This is a genomic window from Nonomuraea sp. B208, from assembly GCF_057536035.1.
Genome location: NZ_BAAJOU010000030.1, coordinates 303,261 through 321,174 on the forward strand (window position 1 = coordinate 303,261; position 17,914 = coordinate 321,174).

17 protein-coding genes are annotated in these 17,914 nt (G+C 71.5%); 13 read left to right on the forward strand and 4 right to left on the reverse strand.

Going from position 1 to position 17,914, the window contains the following annotated elements:
• The first annotated feature begins 318 nt into the window (after positions 1-318).
• The 3 genes from AC27IY_RS42995 to AC27IY_RS43005 all read left to right on the forward strand — a co-directional run bounded on the left by AC27IY_RS42995 (position 319) and on the right by AC27IY_RS43005 (position 4,826).
• Positions 319-579 (forward strand): WhiB family transcriptional regulator, encoded by a 261-nt coding sequence (locus AC27IY_RS42995; RefSeq protein ID WP_020546325.1) that lies wholly within the window; start codon positions 319-321, stop codon positions 577-579.
• Between the two features lie 114 nt (positions 580-693).
• Positions 694-3,522 carry a glycosyltransferase family 2 protein gene (locus AC27IY_RS43000; RefSeq protein ID WP_487181541.1) on the forward strand — a complete coding sequence of 943 codons (2,829 nt, stop codon included), beginning with the start codon at positions 694-696 and terminating at the stop codon, positions 3,520-3,522.
• Complete coding sequence (locus AC27IY_RS43005) at positions 3,519-4,826, forward strand: DUF5719 family protein (protein ID WP_487181542.1); 1,308 nt, start codon at positions 3,519-3,521, stop codon at positions 4,824-4,826. Before AC27IY_RS43000 ends, AC27IY_RS43005 begins: the two co-directional genes overlap by 4 nt.
• Before the next feature lie 2 nt (positions 4,827-4,828).
• Here the strand turns inward: AC27IY_RS43005 and AC27IY_RS43010 are convergent, their stop codons facing one another.
• Positions 4,829-5,188, reverse strand: a complete 360-nt coding sequence (locus tag AC27IY_RS43010; RefSeq protein WP_329584697.1) for a metallopeptidase family protein — start codon at positions 5,186-5,188, stop codon at positions 4,829-4,831.
• A 334-nt stretch (positions 5,189-5,522) separates the two neighbouring features.
• Here AC27IY_RS43010 and AC27IY_RS43015 point away from each other — a divergent pair, with 334 nt between their 5' ends.
• The 5 genes from AC27IY_RS43015 (at position 5,523) to AC27IY_RS43035 (ending at position 9,081) form a co-directional block, all read left to right on the forward strand.
• Complete coding sequence (locus AC27IY_RS43015) at positions 5,523-5,894, forward strand: DUF3499 domain-containing protein (protein WP_344210236.1); 372 nt, start codon at positions 5,523-5,525, stop codon at positions 5,892-5,894.
• Between the two features lie 85 nt (positions 5,895-5,979).
• The gene (locus AC27IY_RS43020) at positions 5,980-6,744 is read left to right on the forward strand and encodes an HAD-IIB family hydrolase (RefSeq protein WP_423444476.1); all 765 of its coding nucleotides are present in this window, start codon (positions 5,980-5,982) and stop codon (positions 6,742-6,744) included.
• 84 nt (positions 6,745-6,828) lie between these two features.
• The gene (locus AC27IY_RS43025; RefSeq protein WP_344210234.1) at positions 6,829-7,008 is read left to right on the forward strand and encodes a Trm112 family protein; all 180 of its coding nucleotides are present in this window, start codon (positions 6,829-6,831) and stop codon (positions 7,006-7,008) included.
• On the forward strand, positions 7,005-8,111 hold the full coding sequence (locus AC27IY_RS43030; protein ID WP_487181543.1) for an SIS domain-containing protein: 1,107 nt from the start codon (positions 7,005-7,007) through the stop codon (positions 8,109-8,111). The genes AC27IY_RS43025 and AC27IY_RS43030 overlap by 4 nt, the downstream gene beginning before the upstream one ends.
• 40 nt (positions 8,112-8,151) lie before the next feature.
• Positions 8,152-9,081 (forward strand): cation diffusion facilitator family transporter, encoded by a 930-nt coding sequence (locus AC27IY_RS43035; RefSeq protein ID WP_487181544.1) that lies wholly within the window; start codon positions 8,152-8,154, stop codon positions 9,079-9,081.
• A 5-nt stretch (positions 9,082-9,086) separates the two neighbouring features.
• Here AC27IY_RS43035 and AC27IY_RS43040 read toward each other — a convergent pair whose 3' ends face one another.
• Positions 9,087-9,437 (reverse strand): MerR family transcriptional regulator, encoded by a 351-nt coding sequence (locus AC27IY_RS43040; protein ID WP_423443538.1) that lies wholly within the window; start codon positions 9,435-9,437, stop codon positions 9,087-9,089.
• A 102-nt stretch (positions 9,438-9,539) separates the two neighbouring features.
• On the opposite strand from AC27IY_RS43040, the gene ahcY reads away from it, so the two are divergent.
• Both ahcY and AC27IY_RS43050 read left to right on the forward strand, forming a co-directional pair.
• Complete coding sequence (gene ahcY / locus AC27IY_RS43045) at positions 9,540-10,967, forward strand: adenosylhomocysteinase (protein WP_344210226.1); 1,428 nt, start codon at positions 9,540-9,542, stop codon at positions 10,965-10,967.
• Positions 10,968-10,983: 16 nt separating this feature from the next.
• On the forward strand, positions 10,984-12,219 hold the full coding sequence (locus tag AC27IY_RS43050) for an adenosylhomocysteinase (RefSeq protein ID WP_487181545.1): 1,236 nt from the start codon (positions 10,984-10,986) through the stop codon (positions 12,217-12,219).
• Positions 12,220-12,222: 3 nt separating this feature from the next.
• Here AC27IY_RS43050 and AC27IY_RS43055 read toward each other — a convergent pair whose 3' ends face one another.
• A complete protein-coding gene (locus tag AC27IY_RS43055) occupies positions 12,223-12,879 on the reverse strand; it encodes a DUF305 domain-containing protein (protein WP_487181546.1) in 657 nt (218 codons plus the stop codon).
• A gap of 167 nt (positions 12,880-13,046) precedes the next feature.
• Here AC27IY_RS43055 and AC27IY_RS43060 point away from each other — a divergent pair, with 167 nt between their 5' ends.
• Positions 13,047-14,459 (forward strand): LVIVD repeat-containing protein, encoded by a 1,413-nt coding sequence (locus AC27IY_RS43060; protein ID WP_487181547.1) that lies wholly within the window; start codon positions 13,047-13,049, stop codon positions 14,457-14,459.
• Between the two features lie 19 nt (positions 14,460-14,478).
• Positions 14,479-15,888, forward strand: coding sequence for an LVIVD repeat-containing protein (locus tag AC27IY_RS43065; protein WP_487181548.1), 1,410 nt, complete (start codon positions 14,479-14,481; stop codon positions 15,886-15,888).
• A gap of 48 nt (positions 15,889-15,936) precedes the next feature.
• On the opposite strand, the gene AC27IY_RS43070 is transcribed toward AC27IY_RS43065, so the two are convergent.
• A complete protein-coding gene (locus AC27IY_RS43070) occupies positions 15,937-16,869 on the reverse strand; it encodes an RDD family protein (protein WP_423474210.1) in 933 nt (310 codons plus the stop codon).
• Between the two features lie 51 nt (positions 16,870-16,920).
• Between AC27IY_RS43070 and AC27IY_RS43075 the strand changes: the two genes are divergently transcribed.
• The gene (locus tag AC27IY_RS43075; protein WP_423474212.1) at positions 16,921-17,913 is read left to right on the forward strand and encodes a stage II sporulation protein M; all 993 of its coding nucleotides are present in this window, start codon (positions 16,921-16,923) and stop codon (positions 17,911-17,913) included.
• Position 17,914 lies beyond the last annotated feature (1 nt).

Below are 17,914 nucleotides of genomic sequence, written 5' to 3' on the forward strand. Positions count from 1 at the left end.
CGAACCGGCAATGGACGGCTAGAGAGAAGGTGGGCCACGGGCGGGTGTCTATCCCGCCCTGGTACGGTTCGGACCGCTGACAGGTTGAACGACCCCTGGCGAGCCCATGTTTCAGGCGGGTTCGCCCGGGCGAGAACATCACATGCCAAGCACACCGGGGCGAGATCTGGTCTTTCCCCGGATACCTGCATGCCGCTTGACGCCGGACAGCGCACGCGCGTGTAATTACAGCCATGTTGTTATGCCTTCCCGTGGGTGGGTAATAAGGAAGGCGTTCATGGGGGGCTCCATTGCGGGCGGGCGGCAGGGAGGTGTGCAGTGACCGATCCGGTCATCGCACAGGATCAGCTTGACGCTGAAGAACTTGGCTGGCAGGAGCGCGCGTTGTGCGCGCAGACCGATCCGGAGGCGTTCTTCCCTGAGAAGGGCGGCTCCACCCGAGAGGCCAAGAAGGTCTGCCGATCGTGCGAGGTCCGTGCGGAGTGTTTGGAGTACGCACTCGAGCACGATGAGCGGTTCGGCATCTGGGGTGGACTGTCCGAACGGGAGCGCAGACGGATCAAGCGCCAGGCCGTTTGACATAGAGGAGGAAGGGTCACGTGGGTCCGCCCACGTGACCCTTTTTCGCGTTTTCTGACTGCTTCGAGATGTAAGGTGGGCGCGCCTGATCAACCCCCCAGGAGTCACCTGCACATGTCCCGTCCCTACGTCACCGTGGTCGTCGTCGCGCACGACGGCGGGCGCTGGCTGGGGGAGACGCTGCGGGCGCTGGTGAGCCAGAGCCGCAGGCCCGACCGCGTGATCGGCGTCGACAACGGCAGCAGGGACGGCTCGGCCGACCTGCTGGCCCAGGCGCTCGGCCGTGGCAACGTGATCTCCCTGCCCCGTTCGGCCGCCTTCGCCGAGTCGGTCGCCGAGGCGCTCGGGCGCCTGCCCTCCGCAGGGCCCGACGAGTGGATCTGGCTGCTCCACGACGACTGCGCCCCCGACCGGTGGGCGCTGGAGGCCCTGCTCGCCGTGGCCGGGCAGGAGCCGAAGGCCGCCGTGGTCGGCCCCAAGCTGCGCGACTGGCTCGACCGCCGCCGCCTGCTGGAGTTGGGCGTGACGGTGGGCCGTACGGGCCGCAGGGACACCGGGCTGGAGCCGCACGAGTTCGACCAGGGGCAGCACGACGGCGTCCGTGAGGTCATGTCGGTCTCCACGGCCGGGATGCTGGTCCGGCGCGACGTGTGGGAGACGGTGGGCGGGCTCGACCCGTTCCTGCCGTTGTTCCGCGACGACCTCGACCTGTGCTGGCGCATCCGCAACGCCGGGCACAAGGTGCTGGTCACGACCTCGGCCGTGGCCTGGCACGCGGAGGCGGCGGCCCGCCGGCGGCGGCGCGTCACGGTGAGCGGCGACCACCCCCGCCGGCTCGACCGGCGTAACGCGATCTTCGTGGTCATGGCGAACCTGCCGTTCCGCGCGATGCTCTGGGCGCTGCTGCGGAACGTGCTCGGCTCGGCCTTCCGCACGCTGCTGTTCATCGTGGGCAAGCAGCCGGCGAACGCGCTGGACGAGCTGGTCGCGATGGGGTCGGTGCTGGTGCATCCCTTCCGGCTGATGCGGGCGCGCCGGGCCCGCAGCTACGGCCGCAAGAAGGGATATATACGCGTAAAGCGGTTGATGACCCCGCCGGGCGCGGCCTACCGCCGGCTGGTCGACATGGTGCAGAGCTTCCTCGCCGGCGGAGCGCCCGTGGACGCCGCCGGCCGCCACCACCACGCCGCCGCCTCCTCCTCCTCCGGGGAGGACGAGGAGCAGGCGCTCGCGCCGGACGACAGCGGCGCGGTCAAACGGTTCCTGTCCAGGCCCGGCGTCGTCCTCATGCTCGCGCTGGCCGCCGTCTCGCTGGTCGCCGAACGCTCCCTGCTGCTCGGCGACCGGCTCGGCGGGGGCGCGCTGGTGCCGGTCACCGGCGGGGCGGGCGATCTGTGGGCGTTCTACACCGAAGGCTTCCACGACGGCGTCGGGCTCGGCTCCGACGCCTGGGCCCCGCCCTACGTGGCGGTCGTCGCGGCGCTGTCCACGCTGGCGCTCGGCAAGACCTGGCTGGCGGTGTCGGTGCTGCTGCTCGGCTCGGTGCCGCTGGCCGGGGCCGCCGCGTACCTCGCCACCAGGCACGTCGTCCCGGCGGTGCCGGCACGGGCGTGGGCGGCCGGCACGTACGCGCTGCTGCCCGTCGCGACCGGCGCCGTCGCGGCCGGGCGGCTGGGCACGGCCGTGGTGTTCGTGCTGGTGCCGGTCTACGCCTCGCTCGGCACGACCCTGCTGTCCGCCGAGCCGCGCCGCGCCCGCCGCGCCGCCTGGGCGCTCGGGCTGCTGCTGGCGGTCGGCACGGCGTTCGTGCCGCTGACGTACCCGATGGTCGCGCTGCTCGGCGGGGCCGCGCTCGCGGTGCGGCGGCCGCGTGGCGCGGTGACGTCCGTCGCCATCGCGCTGCTCGTGCCGGTGGCGCTGCTGTTCCCCTGGCTGGCCGGGCTCGTGACGGAGCCGGGACGGATCCTGCGCGAGGCCGGGCTGCACGACCCCGCCCTGGTCGATCCCGCGCTCGCGCCCGAGTCGCTGCTCGCGCTCGCCCCCGGAGGGCCGGGACTGCCGCCGTTCTGGGTGACCGCGGGCCTGCTCGTGACGGCGCTGGCCGCGCTGCTCATGCGCCGCCAGCGGACGATCGTCGCCATCGGCTGGGGTGTCGCCCTGTACGGGACGCTGGTCGCGATCCTGGTCAGCCGCGTCGAGATCGAGGGGGCGCGGGCCTGGCCGGGAGTGCCGCTCGCGTTCGCCGGCACCGGGCTCGTCGTGCTCGTCGCCCTGACCGCGCACCGCCTGGCCGAGCTGCGCGCAGGCGGCGGCCTCCAGCGGCTCGGCGCGACCGCGGTCGTGGCGGTGGCCTTCAGCACGCCGCTGCTGGCCGCCGGCTGGTGGGTGGCCACCGGCGTACGCGGCCCCCTCACCGGCGACGCCCCCGACATGCTGCCCGCGCTCGCCGCCGCGCGCAGCCAGAACGGCGAGCGCACCCTCGTGGTCAAGGGCGCGGCCTTCACCGTGCTGCACGGCCGTACACCGCTGCTCGGCGAGGCCGAGCTGCCCGTTCCCGCCGAGGCCGCCGCCCGCGTGGCCACCGCCGCCCAAGGGCTTATCGGCGGGCGCGGCGGCGACGCGGCCACCCTGGCCCAGCAGGGCATCGCCATGGTCGCGGTGGCTCCGCCCGTCCCGCCGGGGCTCGCGAGGACGCTCGACTCGCAGCCCTCGCTGGAACGCCTGAGCCTGTCGGAGTCCGGCGGCCTGTGGCGGCTGGCCGAGCCGGTCACCCGCGTGCCGGTCCAGCCGGACAGCGTCCTGCACCGGCCCTGGTTGTGGGCGCAGGGCGTGATGGTGCTGGTCATGGTGGTCCTCGCCGCGCCCGGCCGGCGCGAGAGCCCGCAGGAGGCGCCCGCCGAGCCCGTCCCGGCCGCGCCCCTCCTGGCGGCGAGGGCGTCGTGAGGACCTTCGTCGAGAACAGGTACGGCCTCCTCGCGGTGGTGACCGTCGTGCTCGCGGCGCTGTACGGGCTCGCCTGGATCACCCGCCCCGCCCCGGCGGCCCCGGCCTCCTCCGCCCCGCGCAAGGTGCCGGTCGAGTCGGTCACCGCCGTCTGTCCGGGGACGAAGGGGGAGAAGGTCGGCGTCCATCTGCCTGGTTCGCTGACGTACGAGACCATGAAGAGCGGCGCGCCGTACGTGACCGACGGCCCTGGCGCACTGGAGGCCGGCTACACCGTGCGGGCGATCGGGGGCGCGGAGCGCGGCCTGTCCGGCGTGCGCTGCACCGAGCCCGCGCAGGTCACCTGGCTCCTCGGCCCCGGCCCCGCCGACGCGGACGTGGTCCTCCGCCTCGCCAACGCCGACAAGGCCCCCGCCCTGGTGGACGTGCAGGTGCACGCCCCCGAGGGTCCGGTCTCCGGCGACAAGGGCGTGGGGCTGGAGATCCCGCCCGGCCGGGAGCGGGCGATCGACCTGCGTACGCTCGCGCCGTCGGCCGAGATCACGGCCGTCGGCGTCACCACGATCCTCGGCCGCGTCGCCGTCTCGGCCCGCGTCGTCCTGGAGAGCGGCGGCGTCGACTGGCTGCCCGCCGCGGCCGCGCCCGCCACCCGCGTGGTCGTGCCCGGCATCCCGGGCGGCGGCGGAGGCCGGCAGCTCCTCGTCGCCGCCCCCGGCGAGACGGACGCGGTGGTGCGGGTGCGCGCGGTCGGCGAGGACGCCGAGTACGCGATGCGCGGCCGCGAGACGCTCGACGTGCCGGCCGGCGGCGTCGTCTCCGCGGACGTCACCACCGGGCTCGGCGCCTCGTCGGCGGCCCTCGTCCTCACCTCGAACGTGCCGATCGTGGCCGGCGCGGTCATGACCGGCACCGGTCAGCACCAGGACGTCGCCTTCACCTCCGGCACGCCGTCACTGGAGCTGGGCAGCGCGGTGGCCCGCAACGGCGCCGGCGCCCGCCTGGTGCTCACGGCGGTCGGCGGCGCGGCGGGCAAGGTACGGGTCCAGGTGGTGCCGGGCAAGGGCGCGGCCGAGCCGCCGTTCGACGTGGACGTGCCGGCGAACCGCACCCGGAGCGTCCGGCTCAAGGCACGCGGCGACTTCGCGATCGTGGTGACCCCGGTGTCCGGGGAGGTCTACGGCGGCCGGGTGCTGGAGGAACGACTGAAGGACGGGCTCATGTTCACCGTCCAGCCGCTGGCACCCGCGCGGGTGTGGACCCTGCTGCCGCCGCTCACGGACACCGCGCGCGTGGTCGCCCCTTGAGATCAGCGGCGGTCGTCGTAGCCGGGGTCGACGGTCTCGGGGGAGAGGCCGAGCAGCGTGGCGACCTGCTCCACCACGGTGTCGTGGACCATCGCGCCGAGCGTGTCGCGGTCACGCGCCCTGGCCTCAAGGGGGCGGCGGTAGACGACCACCGCCGCCGGGTTCTGGCCGCTGGCGGCGTCGGCGCGGCCGAACGGGATCGGGTCGGAGGTCAGGCGCGGGCCGTCGTCCAGCTCGCTGAGCGGCGGCACCTCCTCCACCGCGAACTCCACCGCCGAGAGCTGCCGCTCCCAGCGGGGCCGCAGCCGGTCGACGGCGTCGAGCACGAGGTCGTCGAAGCGCTCGCTGCGCGACCTGGCCATGGGGACATGCGAGGGGGCGAGCGGGCCGCGAAGCCCGCGACCGTGGCGATCGCGCCGTCTGGGACCGCGCCGTGGTGTCACACGGCAAGTGTACGGGGACGATCCACCCGATCACCGTACGACGGGGCACGGGCGCGCCCAGGTGGGTAGCCGGGTGGTGATCCTTTCGTACGCCTCGGCCGGCGGCCGTCCGGTGATCCCGGCAGGTGGTCCGGGGTACGTCATCGGGGCATGTGGGTGGAAAGGCTGAGACAGGTGTCCGAATTGTGGCGACACGCTCGTTAAGAGCGCTCAGATAGTGGCGCCTCGCACTCTTACCAGATACGGTCCCTCCGTGAGCCCCGTCCGCCGCTGTTCCCGCACCGCCTGCAGCCAGCCTGCCGTCTTCACGCTCACGTACGTATACGCCGACTCGACCGCTGTTCTCGGCCCCCTGGCGACGTACGCGGAGCCACACTGCTACGACCTGTGCGCCGAACACGCCGAACGGCTGACCGCTCCCCGTGGCTGGGAGGTGGTGCGGCTGCCCACGGACGGCGCCTCACCCAGCTCTGACGACCTCGAAGCCCTGGCCAACGCCGTCAGGGAGGCCGCCCGCCCGGCCCGTCCCGGCAGCGGCGAGCCGGTCGGCGACGGCGTCGAGGTCGGCCGGCGGGGCCACCTGCGCATCCTCCGCTCGGCGCAGCCCAACCGCGGCGAGAGGTGAGACGCGCTCTTCCCTGCCGGCCGGTAAAGTCGAAGGTCATGTCCGCGGTCGAATCGTAGGAGTTCCGATTAATCGCACGTTCTCCCTGGTCGCCTTCGACCTGGACGACACACTGGCGGTGTCCAAGTCCCAGATCGACGAGCGGATGGCCGCCCTCCTGGCGCGGCTGCTCGACGCCGTCGAGGTCTGCGTGATCTCCGGCGGGCAGTTCGCCCAGTTCCAGACCCAGGTGCTGCGTCACCTGCCGATCGACGACGGTCAGCGGGCCCGGCTGCACCTCATGCCGACCTGCGGCACGCGCTACTACCGCTGGAAGGACGGCGACTGGTCCCTGGTCTACGCCGAGGACTTCGCCGAGGCCGAGAAGGCGGAGATCATCGAGGTGCTCACCCGGTCCGCCAAGGAGCTCGGCCTCTGGAGCGACGACACCTGGGGCGACATCATCGAGGACCGCGGCAGCCAGATCACCTTCTCGGCCCTCGGGCAGCAGGCCCCGCCGCCCGCGAAATACGCCTGGGACCCCGACGGCGCCAAGCGCCGCCTGCTGTGCGCGCGGGTCTCCGAGCAGCTGCCGGACCTGGAGGTCCGCGGCGGCGGCTCGACGTCGGTCGACATCACCCGGCAGGGCGTCGACAAGGCGTACGGCATCGGCCGCCTGCTCGAAGCCCTCGACCTGTCGATCGGCGACGTGTTGTTCGTCGGCGACCGGCTCGACGAGGGCGGCAACGACTACCCGGTCAAACTGATGGGCGTGGAGTGCGTGGCCGTCGAGGGCTGGGAGCAGACCGCCGAGTTCGTGGCAGACTTCCTCGCGCGAGAAGGACGCGATGGCGCGGTGTCCGTCGGTTGATCCGCCGACCGTGGACGCGGGCAGGCTCGGCCCGCCTGCGTGCCGCGCCGTGGTGTTACGGTCAAGCTGGTGACGGATAGCGAGATGGGTGAGCGTGTGAAGATCGACGACTGGCTGCTGGAGATCCTGGCATGTCCGGCGTGCAAGGCGCCCCTGCGTGCCGAGTCCGAGTCCGAGGAGCTGGCCTGCACCGGCTGCGGCCTGGTCTACCCCGTCCGGGATGACATCCCCGTTCTGCTCGTCGACGAGGCCAGGAAGCCGTGACCTGGGAGCCGGACCGGCTCGACGACCAGGCTCATCTGAGCGAGGCCGACCCCTCCGGCATGCTGCCCGCGGTCGCCGCGTCCGCGGCGCAGGTCCGCACCGGCGCCCGCGTGGCCGCGGAGGCCCACCTCGACCGGCTGGTCGCTCACGGGCGGCCGAGGGCGGTCGTGGTGGCGGGCATGGGCGGCTCGGGCATCGCGGGCGACCTGCTCGCGGCCGTGGCCGGCTCGGGTGTGCCGCTGCCGATCGTGACCCTGCGCTCCTACCAGCTCCCCGGCTGGGTGGGCGCGACCGATCTCGTCATCGCCGTGTCCGGCTCGGGCGACACCGAGGAGACCGTGTCGGTGGCCACGCAGGCCGTCCGGCGCGGTTGCACGCTGCTCGGCGTGGGGCCCGCGGGCTCCCCGCTGGAGGCGATCGCCCTGCAGGCGTCGGCGAGCTACGTGGCGGTGCCGGTCACCGGCCAGTCGCGGGCCAACCTCTGGCTGCTGGCGATCCCGACCCTCGTGGCCGCCGCCGCGCTGCGGCTGGTGAGCGTCGAGCCCGACCTGTTCGAGCGGGTGGCGGGGTCGCTGGAGGACATGGCGCACCGGTGCCGGCCGTCCAGCGACACCTTCATCAACCCCGGCAAGTCGCTCGCGATGGACCTCGCCGAGAGCGTCCCGGTGATCTGGGGCACCTCGGCGGTCACGCGGGTGGCGGCCACCCGGCTCACCGGACAGCTGGCCGCCAACGCGAAATATCCGGCGATCTGCGGCGAGCTGCCCGAGGCGGGCCACAACCAGGTGGCCGTGTTCGACGGGCCGATGGCCGAGCGCGACATCTTCGCCGACACCTCCGGGCGCACCCTGCGGCTCGTGGTGCTGCGTGACGTCGAGGAGCATCCCCAGGTGACGCGGCAGCGCGAGGTCGCGCTGCGGCTGGCCCGCGACCGCGACGTGCCCGTGACCGAGCTGGTCGCCGAGGGCGCGCATCCGCTGGAGCGGATGGCCTCGCTGATCGGGCTCGGCGACTATGCCAGCGCCTATCTCGCGCTGGGTTACGGCATCGATCCGACCTCTGTGTCGGCGATCACAGAACTCAGGGCAAGAATCTCCCAATAGGATCCTCTCCAAGCCTCAACCCTATGAGTGGAGAAGACCGGTGAGCGCGAGCGGCGGAACAAAAGCGATCATTGCGGCCCTGGCCGCCAATTTGGCCATCGCGGTGGCCAAGTTCGTGGCGGCGGCGTTCACCGGATCATCGTCGATGCTGGCGGAGGGCATCCACTCCGTCGCTGACTCGGGCAACCAGGTGCTGCTGCTCATCGGCGGCAAGCGGGCGGCGCGGGCCAGCACCAAGGAGCATCCCTTCGGCTACGGCCGCGAGCGCTATTTCTACGCCTTCGTGGTCGCGGTGGTGCTGTTCACGATCGGCGCGGCCTTCTCGCTCTACGAGGGCTGGCACAAGATCTCCCACCCGACGGACGTCGAGTCGCCCATCTGGGCCTTCGGGGTGCTCATCTTCGCGATCATCGCAGAGGGCTTCTCGTTCCGCACCGCGATCAAGGAGTCGAACGCGGTGCGCGGCAAGCAGTCGTGGGTGGCGTTCGTCCGCCGGTCGAAGTCGCCCGAGCTGCCCGTCATCCTGCTGGAGGACCTCGGCGCGCTGCTCGGCCTCATCTTCGCGCTGTTCGGCGTGACGATGGCGGTGATCACCGGCAACGGCATCTGGGACGGCGTCGGCACCATGATGATCGGCGTGCTGCTGGCGATCATCGCGGTCGTGCTGGCCATGGAGACCAAGTCGCTGCTGGTCGGCGAGGGCGCCTCGCCCGAGGTGGAGACCCGCATCCGCGCCGCGCTGGAGAGCGCGCCCGAGGTGGAGCGGATCATCCACATGCGCACGCTGCACCTCGGCCCGGAGGAGCTGCTGGTGGCCGCGAAGATCGCGGTCGAGCACAACGACACGGCGGCCGAGGTGGCGCGCGGCATCGACGAGGCCGAGCGGCGCATCCGCGAGGCGGAGCCGATCGCCCGGGTCATCTACCTGGAGCCCGACCTCGACCGGCTGCGCACCCCGGCGTCCAACTGAGCCCTTCATCCGCCTGACGGGCGGCCGCCGGGGCGCAGCAGGCGCAGGGCCTTCTCCTTCTCGAAGTCGAGGGCCCTGCGCGGCACCTGGATGCGCCCGATCCGCACCCCGAGGTCGCGTACGGCGGCGGCCACCGCGGGCTCGCTCAGCACCCGCAGCGCGAACGCCAGCTCGGCCGGCGAGACGTCGAACCGCTTCTCCAGCTCCACCCCCTGCGCCACCGCGGCCAGCTCCTCGGGCCCGAACCGGCGGTGCGCGCCCTGCTCACGCACGGGCGGCAGCAGCCCGAGCGCCTCCCGGTAGCGAAGCATTCGAGGGGACATGCCGAGCCGTCTGGCCGCTTCCGTGATGCGCATCCTTACATTCTTACGTCAGTTTCGCCGTCCCGTAGATGCGACCGCTGCCCGGCGCCGCCTAGACTTCTCGCGACAATCATCAGTCAGCGCGAGGGGAAACCCATGGACTTCAAGGTCGCCGACCTTTCACTTGCCGACTTCGGCCGCAAGGAGATCCGGCTCGCCGAGCACGAGATGCCCGGCCTGATGGCGGTCCGCAAGGAGTACGCGGCCTCCCAGCCCCTTCGCGGCGCGAAGATCATGGGCTCCCTGCACATGACGATCCAGACCGCCGTCCTCATCGAGACGCTGGTCGCCCTCGGCGCCGAGGTCCGCTGGGTGAGCTGCAACATCTTCTCCACCCAGGACCACGCCGCCGCCGCGGTGGTCGTCGGCCCCGACGGCACCCCGGAGGACCCCAAGGGCGTCCCGGTGTTCGCGTGGAAGGGCGAGACGCTGGAGGAATACTGGTGGTGCACCGAGCAGGCGCTCACCTGGCCCGACGGTGACGCCCCCAACATGATCCTCGACGACGGCGGCGACGCCACGCTCCTCGTCCACAAGGGCGCCGAGTACGAGAAGGCCGGCGCCGTCCCGCCCGCCACGGCCGACGATCCGGAGGAGTGGCACGTCATCGTCGACCTGCTCACCCGCACGGTCGGCGCCGACAAGCGGTGGACCCGCATCGCCGAGAGCATCAAGGGCGTGACGGAGGAGACCACCACCGGCGTGCACCGCCTGTACGAGATGCACAAGAACGGCCAGCTCCTCTTCCCGGCCATCAACGTCAACGACTCGGTCACCAAGTCGAAGTTCGACAACAAGTACGGCTGCCGCCACTCCGTCATCGACGGTCTCAACCGCGCCACCGACGTGCTCATCGGCGGCAAGGTCGCGGTGGTCTGCGGCTACGGCGACGTCGGCAAGGGCTGCGCCGACGCGCTGCGCGGCCAGGGCGCCCGCGTCATCGTCACCGAGATCGACCCGATCTGCGCCCTCCAGGCCGCCATGGACGGCTTCCAGGTCACCACCCTGGACGAGGTCGTCGGCATCGCCGACATCTTCGTGACCGCCACCGGCAACTTCAACATCATCACCGCCGAGCACATGGCGAAGATGAAGCACCAGGCGATCGTCTCCAACATCGGCCACTTCGACAACGAGATCGACATGGCCGGCCTCGCCAAGCTGCCCGGCATCGTGAAGAACAACATCAAGCCGCAGGTCGACGAGTGGGTCTTCGAGGACGGCCACTCGATCATCGTGCTCGCCGAGGGCCGGCTGATGAACCTGGGCTGCGCCACCGGCCACCCCAGCTTCGTCATGTCCAACTCGTTCACCAACCAGGTGATCGCGCAGATCGAGCTGTTCACCAAGACCGCCGAATACCCGATCGGGGTCTACACGCTGCCCAAGCACCTCGACGAGAAGGTGGCGCGGCTGCACCTCGACGCGCTCGGCGTCAAGCTCACCGAGCTGACCAAGGAGCAGGCGGCCTACATCGGCGTGCACGTCGAGGGCCCGTACAAGTCCGACCACTACCGCTACTGATCCGCTGCGGCAGGCCATGGACCTGAGGGAAAGCGGCGAGCGGCAGATCTCCTGGGCCGCCCGCTCGATGCCGGTGCTCACGGCCATCGGCGAGCGGTTCGCGCTGGAGCAGCCGCTCGCCGGGCTGAAGATCGCGGCCTGCCTGCACGTCACGGCCGAGACGGCCGTGCTGATGGGGGCGCTGCAGGCGGGCGGGGCGGAGATCGCCCTGGCCGCCTCCAACCCGCTGTCCACCCAGGACGACGTGGCCGAGGCGCTGCGCGGCTATGGGATCGGGGTGCACGCCCGCGCGGGCGTCGACCGGGCGGCCTACTACCGGCACATCCACCAGGCTCTCGACGTGGGGCCCGATCTCGTGCTCGACGACGGCTGCGACCTGGTCAACATCCTGCACACCGAGCGCGTCGACCTGCTGGAGCGGGTGGGCGGCGGCTGTGAGGAGACCACGACCGGCATCATCAGGCTGCGCCAGATGGCGGCGGAGGGGGCGCTGCGCTTCCCCGTCGTGGCCGTCAACGACACGCGCACCAAGCGCATGTTCGACAACAGGTACGGCACCGGCCAGTCCACCCTGGACGGCATCATGCGGGCCACGAACACCCTGCTCGCGGGCCGTACGGTGGTCGTGGCCGGCTTCGGCTACTGCGGTCGGGGCGTGGCCGAGCGGGCCAAGGGGTTCGGGGCGCGGGTGATCGTGACCGAGATCGACGCGGTCAAGGCGCTCGACGCGACCCTCCAGGGCTACGAGGTGCGGCCGATGGCGCAGGCCGCGCTGCTCGGCGACCTGTTCGTCACGGTGACCGGCAACCGCGACGTGATCAGGGCCGAGCACCTGTCGGTCATGAAGGACGGGGCGATCCTGGCCAACGCGGGGCACTTCGACGTGGAGATCGACGTCCGGGCGCTGGACGAGCTGGCCGGCGAGGTGCAGCGCGGCGTCCGCCCCAACACCGACCAGTACGTCATGCCCGACGGCCGCCGCCTGCTGCTGCTGGCCGAGGGGCGGCTGGTCAACCTCACGGCGGCCGAGGGTCATCCGGCCGCCGTGATGGACATGTCGTTCTCCGCGCAGGCCCTCGCCGTGGAGTGGCTGGCCGCCGAGCGCGCCGGCCTCGCGCCCGGCGTGTACGACGTCCCGGAGGAGATCGACCACGAGGTGGCCAGGCTCAAGCTGGCCGCGGCCGGGATCGGCATCGACCGGCTGACCGGCGAGCAGGAGGACTACCTGCACTCCTGGCGCGTGGGCTCCTGAAGCTCAGGCGGGTGGGAGCTCGCGCTCGATCTGCTGCATGCGGCGGATCTCGGCGGTCTGCTCGACGCTGACCTCGCTCGCCAGCTCCTCGATGCGCATGTGCGAGCCGCTGCTCAGCACCTGCTCGCACATCTTGATCGCCCCCAGGTGGTGGTTGATCATGAGCTGCAGGAACATCCGGTCGAACGCGACGCCCTTGGCCGCCTTCAGCGCGTCGAGCTGCTCCGGGGTGGCCATGCCCGGCATGCCGTCGTGCGCCGCGTGGTGATCGGGCTCCTTCTGCCCCTGCTCGCGCAGCCAGCCCGTCATGTACTGGATCTCCGGTCCCTGGGTGGCCTTGATCCGGTCGGCCATGCCCTTCACCTTGGCCGACTCCGCCCGGCTCGGCGCGAGCAGCGCCATGTCGAGCGCCTGACGGTGGTGGATGATCATGTCCTGGACGTAGATGACGTCGGCGGCGTTCGCGGTCGGCGAGGGCACGGCGGTGGCGGCCTCGCCGGGGCCGAGCGTCCTCGCCTGCTCGCCGGGACGCCCGGGGGCGATCACGGGCGCGGTCGAGTCCGCCCGTGGGGCCGGTGGCGGGGAGGACGAGCAGCCGGAGAGCGCGATGCCGGTGAGGGTGACGAGCGTGCCTGCGATGACGTTGAGCGCGGAGCGCACCCAGCCTCCCTGACTGAGGGTGTAGAGAATGCGCACTCTAAGCCAATGACAGGTGGATTGAAAGAGGGCGAATCGGAACAAAATTTGACAGTTTGGACGCTGGCTAGCGGGGCGCCGGCGCGTCAAGATGGCGTAGATTTATGCTCCCTTTATAGGAGGATTGACCGGTGTTAAGCCCCCGCAGGGCCCTCATCCTGTTCGCGGCGGTCGTGGCGCTGGCCGGCACCACCCTGCCCGCCCAGGCCGCGGACATCCCGGCTCCCGGCGAGATCGTCATGAGCCCCAACATCACGCACGTCACGAACGTGCCGAAGCCCGAGGCCCTCGCCGACATCCACACCGACATGGCCTTCCAGGGCGACTACGCCTACGTGGGCAACTACTACGGGTTCTCCATCTACGACATCAAGAATCCGAAGAAGACGCGGCTGGTCAGCTCGTTGGTCTGCCCCGGCGGCCAGATGGACGTGTCGGTCTACGGCAACCTGCTGTTCGGCTCCGTCGACTCCTCCCGCAACAACGACTCGTGCGCAAGCACCTCGCAGCCCGCCAGCGTCAAGGAGTCGTGGGAGGGGATGCGCATCTTCGACATCTCCGACAAGGCCAACCCGCGCTACATCAAGTCCGTCGAGACCAACTGCGGCTCCCACACCCACACGCTGGTGCCCGACCGCAAGGGCGACAACGTCTACGTCTACGTCTCCTCCTACAGCCCGAGCGCGGCGTTCCCCGACTGCCAGCCCCCGCACGACCTGATCTCGATCATCAAGGTCCCGCTGCGGAACCCGACGGCCGCGTCCGTGATCGCCACGCCCAACCTGTTCCCCGACGGCGGCTTCGGCGGCGTGCCGGGCAGCTACCCCAACGGAAAGTCGGCCACGACCGGCTGCCACGACATCACGGCCTACCCGGAGAAGGGCATCGCCGCCGGCGCCTGCATGGGTGACGGCATCCTGCTCGACATCCGCGATCCCGAACAGCCCAAGGTCACCGCCCAGGTCCGCGACGAGACGAACTTCGCCTTCTGGCACTCGGCCACGTTCAACAACTCCGGCACCAAGGTGATCTTCACCGACGAGCTCGGCGGCGGCACCAGGGCCACCTGCAACGAGGCCATCGGCCCGAACCGGGGCGCCAACGCCTACTACGACATCGTCGGCGGGCAGCTCGTCTTCAAGGGCTACTTCAAGATCCCGCGCCACCAGGCCGACACCGAGAACTGCGTCGCGCACAACGGCTCGCTGATCCCGGTCAAGGGCCGCGACATCATGGTGCAGGCGTGGTACCAGGGCGGCATCTCGGTGGTCGACTTCACCGACTCCGCCAACGCCAAGGAGATCGCCTTCTTCGAGCGCGGCCCGGACAACACCGCCCCGGCGCTGAGCGGCGGCTTCTGGTCGGCGTACTACTACAACGGCTACATCTACGGCTCCGACTTCAACCTCGGCCTGGACGTGCTGAAGATCAACGACCCGCGGACGAACCAGGCGAACAGCGTCAAGTCGCGCCTGCTCAACGCGCAGACGCAGGAGAGCTACCCGGACCACGGCCACGGCCACGGGCCCGGCCACGGTCACTGACGTCAAGGAGGCTCCCGAGTTGTCCATCCCGCGCCGCCGCTCCCTAGCGGCGGTCGCGGCGGCCTTCGCCCTGTCGCTGACCGCGACCCCCGCGACCGCCACCGCGACCACTGCCGCGACCACTGCCGACATTCCCCCCGCCGACGCCGTCGTCACCAGCGGGAACGTCACCCACGTGCTCAACATCCCGAAGCCCGCCCCGCTCGCCGGCACCATCAACACCGACCTGGCCTTCCAGGACGGCTACGCCTACGTCGGCAACTACGGCGGCTTCTCCATCTACGACATCCGCGACCCGAAGCGGGCCAAAGTGGTCAGCTCCGTCGTCTGCCCGGGCTCGCAGATGGACGTCAGCGTGTACGGCGACCTGCTGTTCAGCGCCGTCGACTCCTCCCGCAGCGACGACTCCTGCAACAGCACGGCCCTGAGCGCCGATCACAAGGAGGCGTGGGAGGGCGTCCGCATCTTCGACATCTCCGACAAGGCCAACCCGCGCTACATCAAGTCGGTCGAGACGAACTGCGGCTCCCACACGCTGACCCTGGTGCCGGGCAAGGGCCGTGACCAGAACAAGAACGTCTACGTGTACGTCTCGTCGTACAGCCCGAGCAGCACCTTCCCGGACTGCCAGCCGCCACACGACAAGATCTCGATCATCAAGGTGCCGCTGAAGAAGCCCGCCGAGGCGGCCGTCGCGGCCACCCCGGTCGTCTTCCCCGACGGCGGCAACGAGACCCAGCCCGGCCTGCTCGTGCCCACGAGCGGCTGCCACGACATCACCGCCTACCCGGAGAAGGACATCGCGGCGGGCGCCTGCATGGGCGACGGCGTGCTGTTCGACATCCGCGACCGGCTCAACCCGCGGGTGACCGCCCGCACCACCGACCCGAACTTCGCGTTCTGGCACTCGGCGACGTTCAGCAACGACGCCAGGAAGGTCGTCTTCACCGACGAGCTCGGCGGCGGCGGCCTGGCCACCTGCAACGAGGCCACCGGCCCGAACCGGGGCGCGGACGCCATCTACGAGATCGTCCACGGCCAGCTCGTCTTCAAGAGCTACTTCAAGATCCCGCGCTACCAGGCCGACAGCGAGAACTGCGTCGCGCACAACGGCTCGCTGATCCCGGTCAAAGGCCGCGACATCATGGTGCAGGCGTGGTACATGGGCGGCCTGTCCGTCTGGGACTTCACCGACGCGGCCAACCCGAGGGAGATCGGCTACTTCGAACGCGGTCCCCGCGCGGACGGCAGCGGCGGCGGGATCTGGTCCGCCTACTACTACAACGGCTACATCTACGGGGCCGACTTCCACGCCGGCCTGGACATCGTCAAGATCGACGATCGGCTGACCGACAGCGCCCGGCACGTCCGGACGGGTCGGCTGAACGTGCAGACCCAGGAGTCGTACCGGCCCGACAAGGGCCACTGACCCGCTGAGCGGCGGCGGTCGTCCCGAGGCCGGGGCGGCCGCCGTCCGTCATTGCGGGGGCGCGAACCCGCCCGGAGTGACACCCGCCCCAGGACCCGGCGGCGCCGGAGGGGGCGGGGGAGCGTAGGAAGGCTGGGGCGGAGGAGCGTAGGAGCTCGCGGGCGGGTACGAGGTCGCGGGCTGGGGCGGCGGCGGGTACGAGGGGCGCGGGGGCTGTGGACCGGCCGTGACGCCGGCGCGCAGCGCCAGCCGGGCCTCCTCGCGGCGGCGGCGCTCGGCCAGCACGGCGCTCAGATACGCGTACGGCGGCACCCCGGCCGGCGCGGCGGGCGAGACGAACGCCGCGGTCTGGGCCGCGATCCGCATCCCCATCTCGTGCCGGACCTGCGGCGACAGGTCGTGCCAGCGCAGCAGGTATTGCCGGGCCGCCTGCGCCACCTCGTCAGGCAGCCGCGACAGCTCCAGCGTGGCCGCCCAGGCGGCGAGCGGCGGCGGCATCTGGACGGCCTGCCCGCTCTGCCGCGGCGCCCGGTCGGAGATGACGATCGTGCCGGCGAAGATGTCGCCGAGCCGCTTGCCCCGCTGCGAGACCAGCGAGGAGATCAGCGCGGGCGCCCCGGAGAGCATCCAGAACTCCACAAGGCCCGCGAGCCCGCGGAACAGCGCCTGCCTGAACCGCTCGGGGCTGCCGTCGTCGCTCACCACCCGCAGCCCGAGCGCCAGCTTGCCGAGGCTGCGCCCCCTGCTCACCGACTCGAAGATCACCGGGTAGCCGACCATCACCAGGACCATCAGCGCGACCATGACGGCCGCGAACGCCGCCGGGTCCGACACCGTGGCGAACGCCCCCAGCAGCGCGTAGGCCCCCACCAGCACGGTCACCTGCACCGCCAGGTCGATGACGATCGCCAGGGCACGCGAGGGCATCTGCGCCACGCGTACCTCGACGACGACGGCGTCGCCTGTCACAACCTCCGACATATCTGGAGCCTAACGGCTCGGCGCAGGTGAGTGAGCGGCCAGAATGTTCGGGTGGACATCGACGCGTTCATCGCCGCACACCGCCCTGCCTGGGACCGGCTCGACCATCTGGTGAAGCACCGCTCGTCGCTGACCGGCGCCGAGGTGGACGAGCTGGTCGACCTCTACCAGCGGGTGGCGACGCACCTGTCGATCGTCCGCTCCTCGGCGCACGACCCCATGCTCGTCGGCCGCCTGTCGGCGCTGGTGGCGCGGGCGCGGTCGGCGGTGACGGGCGCGCACGCGCCCGCCTGGCGGGAGTTCGTCCGGTTCTTCACGGTGTCGTTCCCCGTGGTGGCCTACCGGGCGCGGTGGTGGTGGCTGGCCGCCACGCTGGCGAGCACGGCGGTGGCGTGGGCGATCGGCGCGTGGGTGGCGGGCAACCCCGACGTGCAGGCCGCGATCGGCACGCCCGACGAGATCACCCAGCTCGTCGAGCACGACTTCGCCGACTACTACTCGGAGCACCCGGCGGCGTCGTTCGCCGGGCGGGTGTGGACCAACAACGCCTGGCTGTCCGCCCAGGTGGTCATCTACTCGGTGCTGCTGGGGCTGCCGATCCCGTACGTGCTGTTCCAGAACGCGGCCAACGTCGGCGTCTCCGGCGGCCTCATGGCCTCCCGCGACAAGCTGGACATCTTCTTCGGGCTGATCACACCGCACGGGCTGCTGGAGCTGACCGCCGTCTTCCTGGCGGCGGCCGTCGGCATGCGGCTCGGCTGGACGGTCATCGACCCCGGGCCGCGCCGGCGCACGGAGGCGCTGGCCGAGCAGGGGCGGGCCGTGATGAGCGTGGCGCTGGGGCTGGTCGTGGTGCTGTTCGTGTCGGGGCTGATCGAGGCGTTCGTCACCCCGTCGCCGCTGCCGACCTGGGCCCGCGTGGGGATCGGCGTGCTCGCCGAGGTGGCCTTCCTGGCGTACGTCATCGGCTTCGGCCGCCGGGCCGCGCTGGCCGCCGAGACCGGCGACCTCGAACGCGCCCCAGACGTCGCCCCAGCCGCCTGAC

Bases quoted from the DNA above. Each gene is read 5' to 3' on its own strand.
- AC27IY_RS43010 (WP_329584697.1), bottom strand. From the start codon at position 5,188: ATGGCCAGGTCGCGCAGCGAGCGCTTCGACGACCTCGTGCTCGACGCC.
- AC27IY_RS43025 (WP_344210234.1), top strand. From the start codon at position 6,829: ATGGGTGAGCGTGTGAAGATCGACGACTGGCTGCTGGAGATCCTGGCA.
- AC27IY_RS43050 (WP_487181545.1), top strand. From the start codon at position 10,984: ATGGACCTGAGGGAAAGCGGCGAGCGGCAGATCTCCTGGGCCGCCCGC.
- ahcY (WP_344210226.1), top strand. From the start codon at position 9,540: ATGGACTTCAAGGTCGCCGACCTTTCACTTGCCGACTTCGGCCGCAAG.
- AC27IY_RS43070 (WP_423474210.1), bottom strand. From the start codon at position 16,869: ATGTCGGAGGTTGTGACAGGCGACGCCGTCGTCGTCGAGGTACGCGTG.
- AC27IY_RS43000 (WP_487181541.1), top strand. From the start codon at position 694: ATGTCCCGTCCCTACGTCACCGTGGTCGTCGTCGCGCACGACGGCGGG.
- AC27IY_RS43040 (WP_423443538.1), bottom strand. From the start codon at position 9,437: ATGCGCATCACGGAAGCGGCCAGACGGCTCGGCATGTCCCCTCGAATG.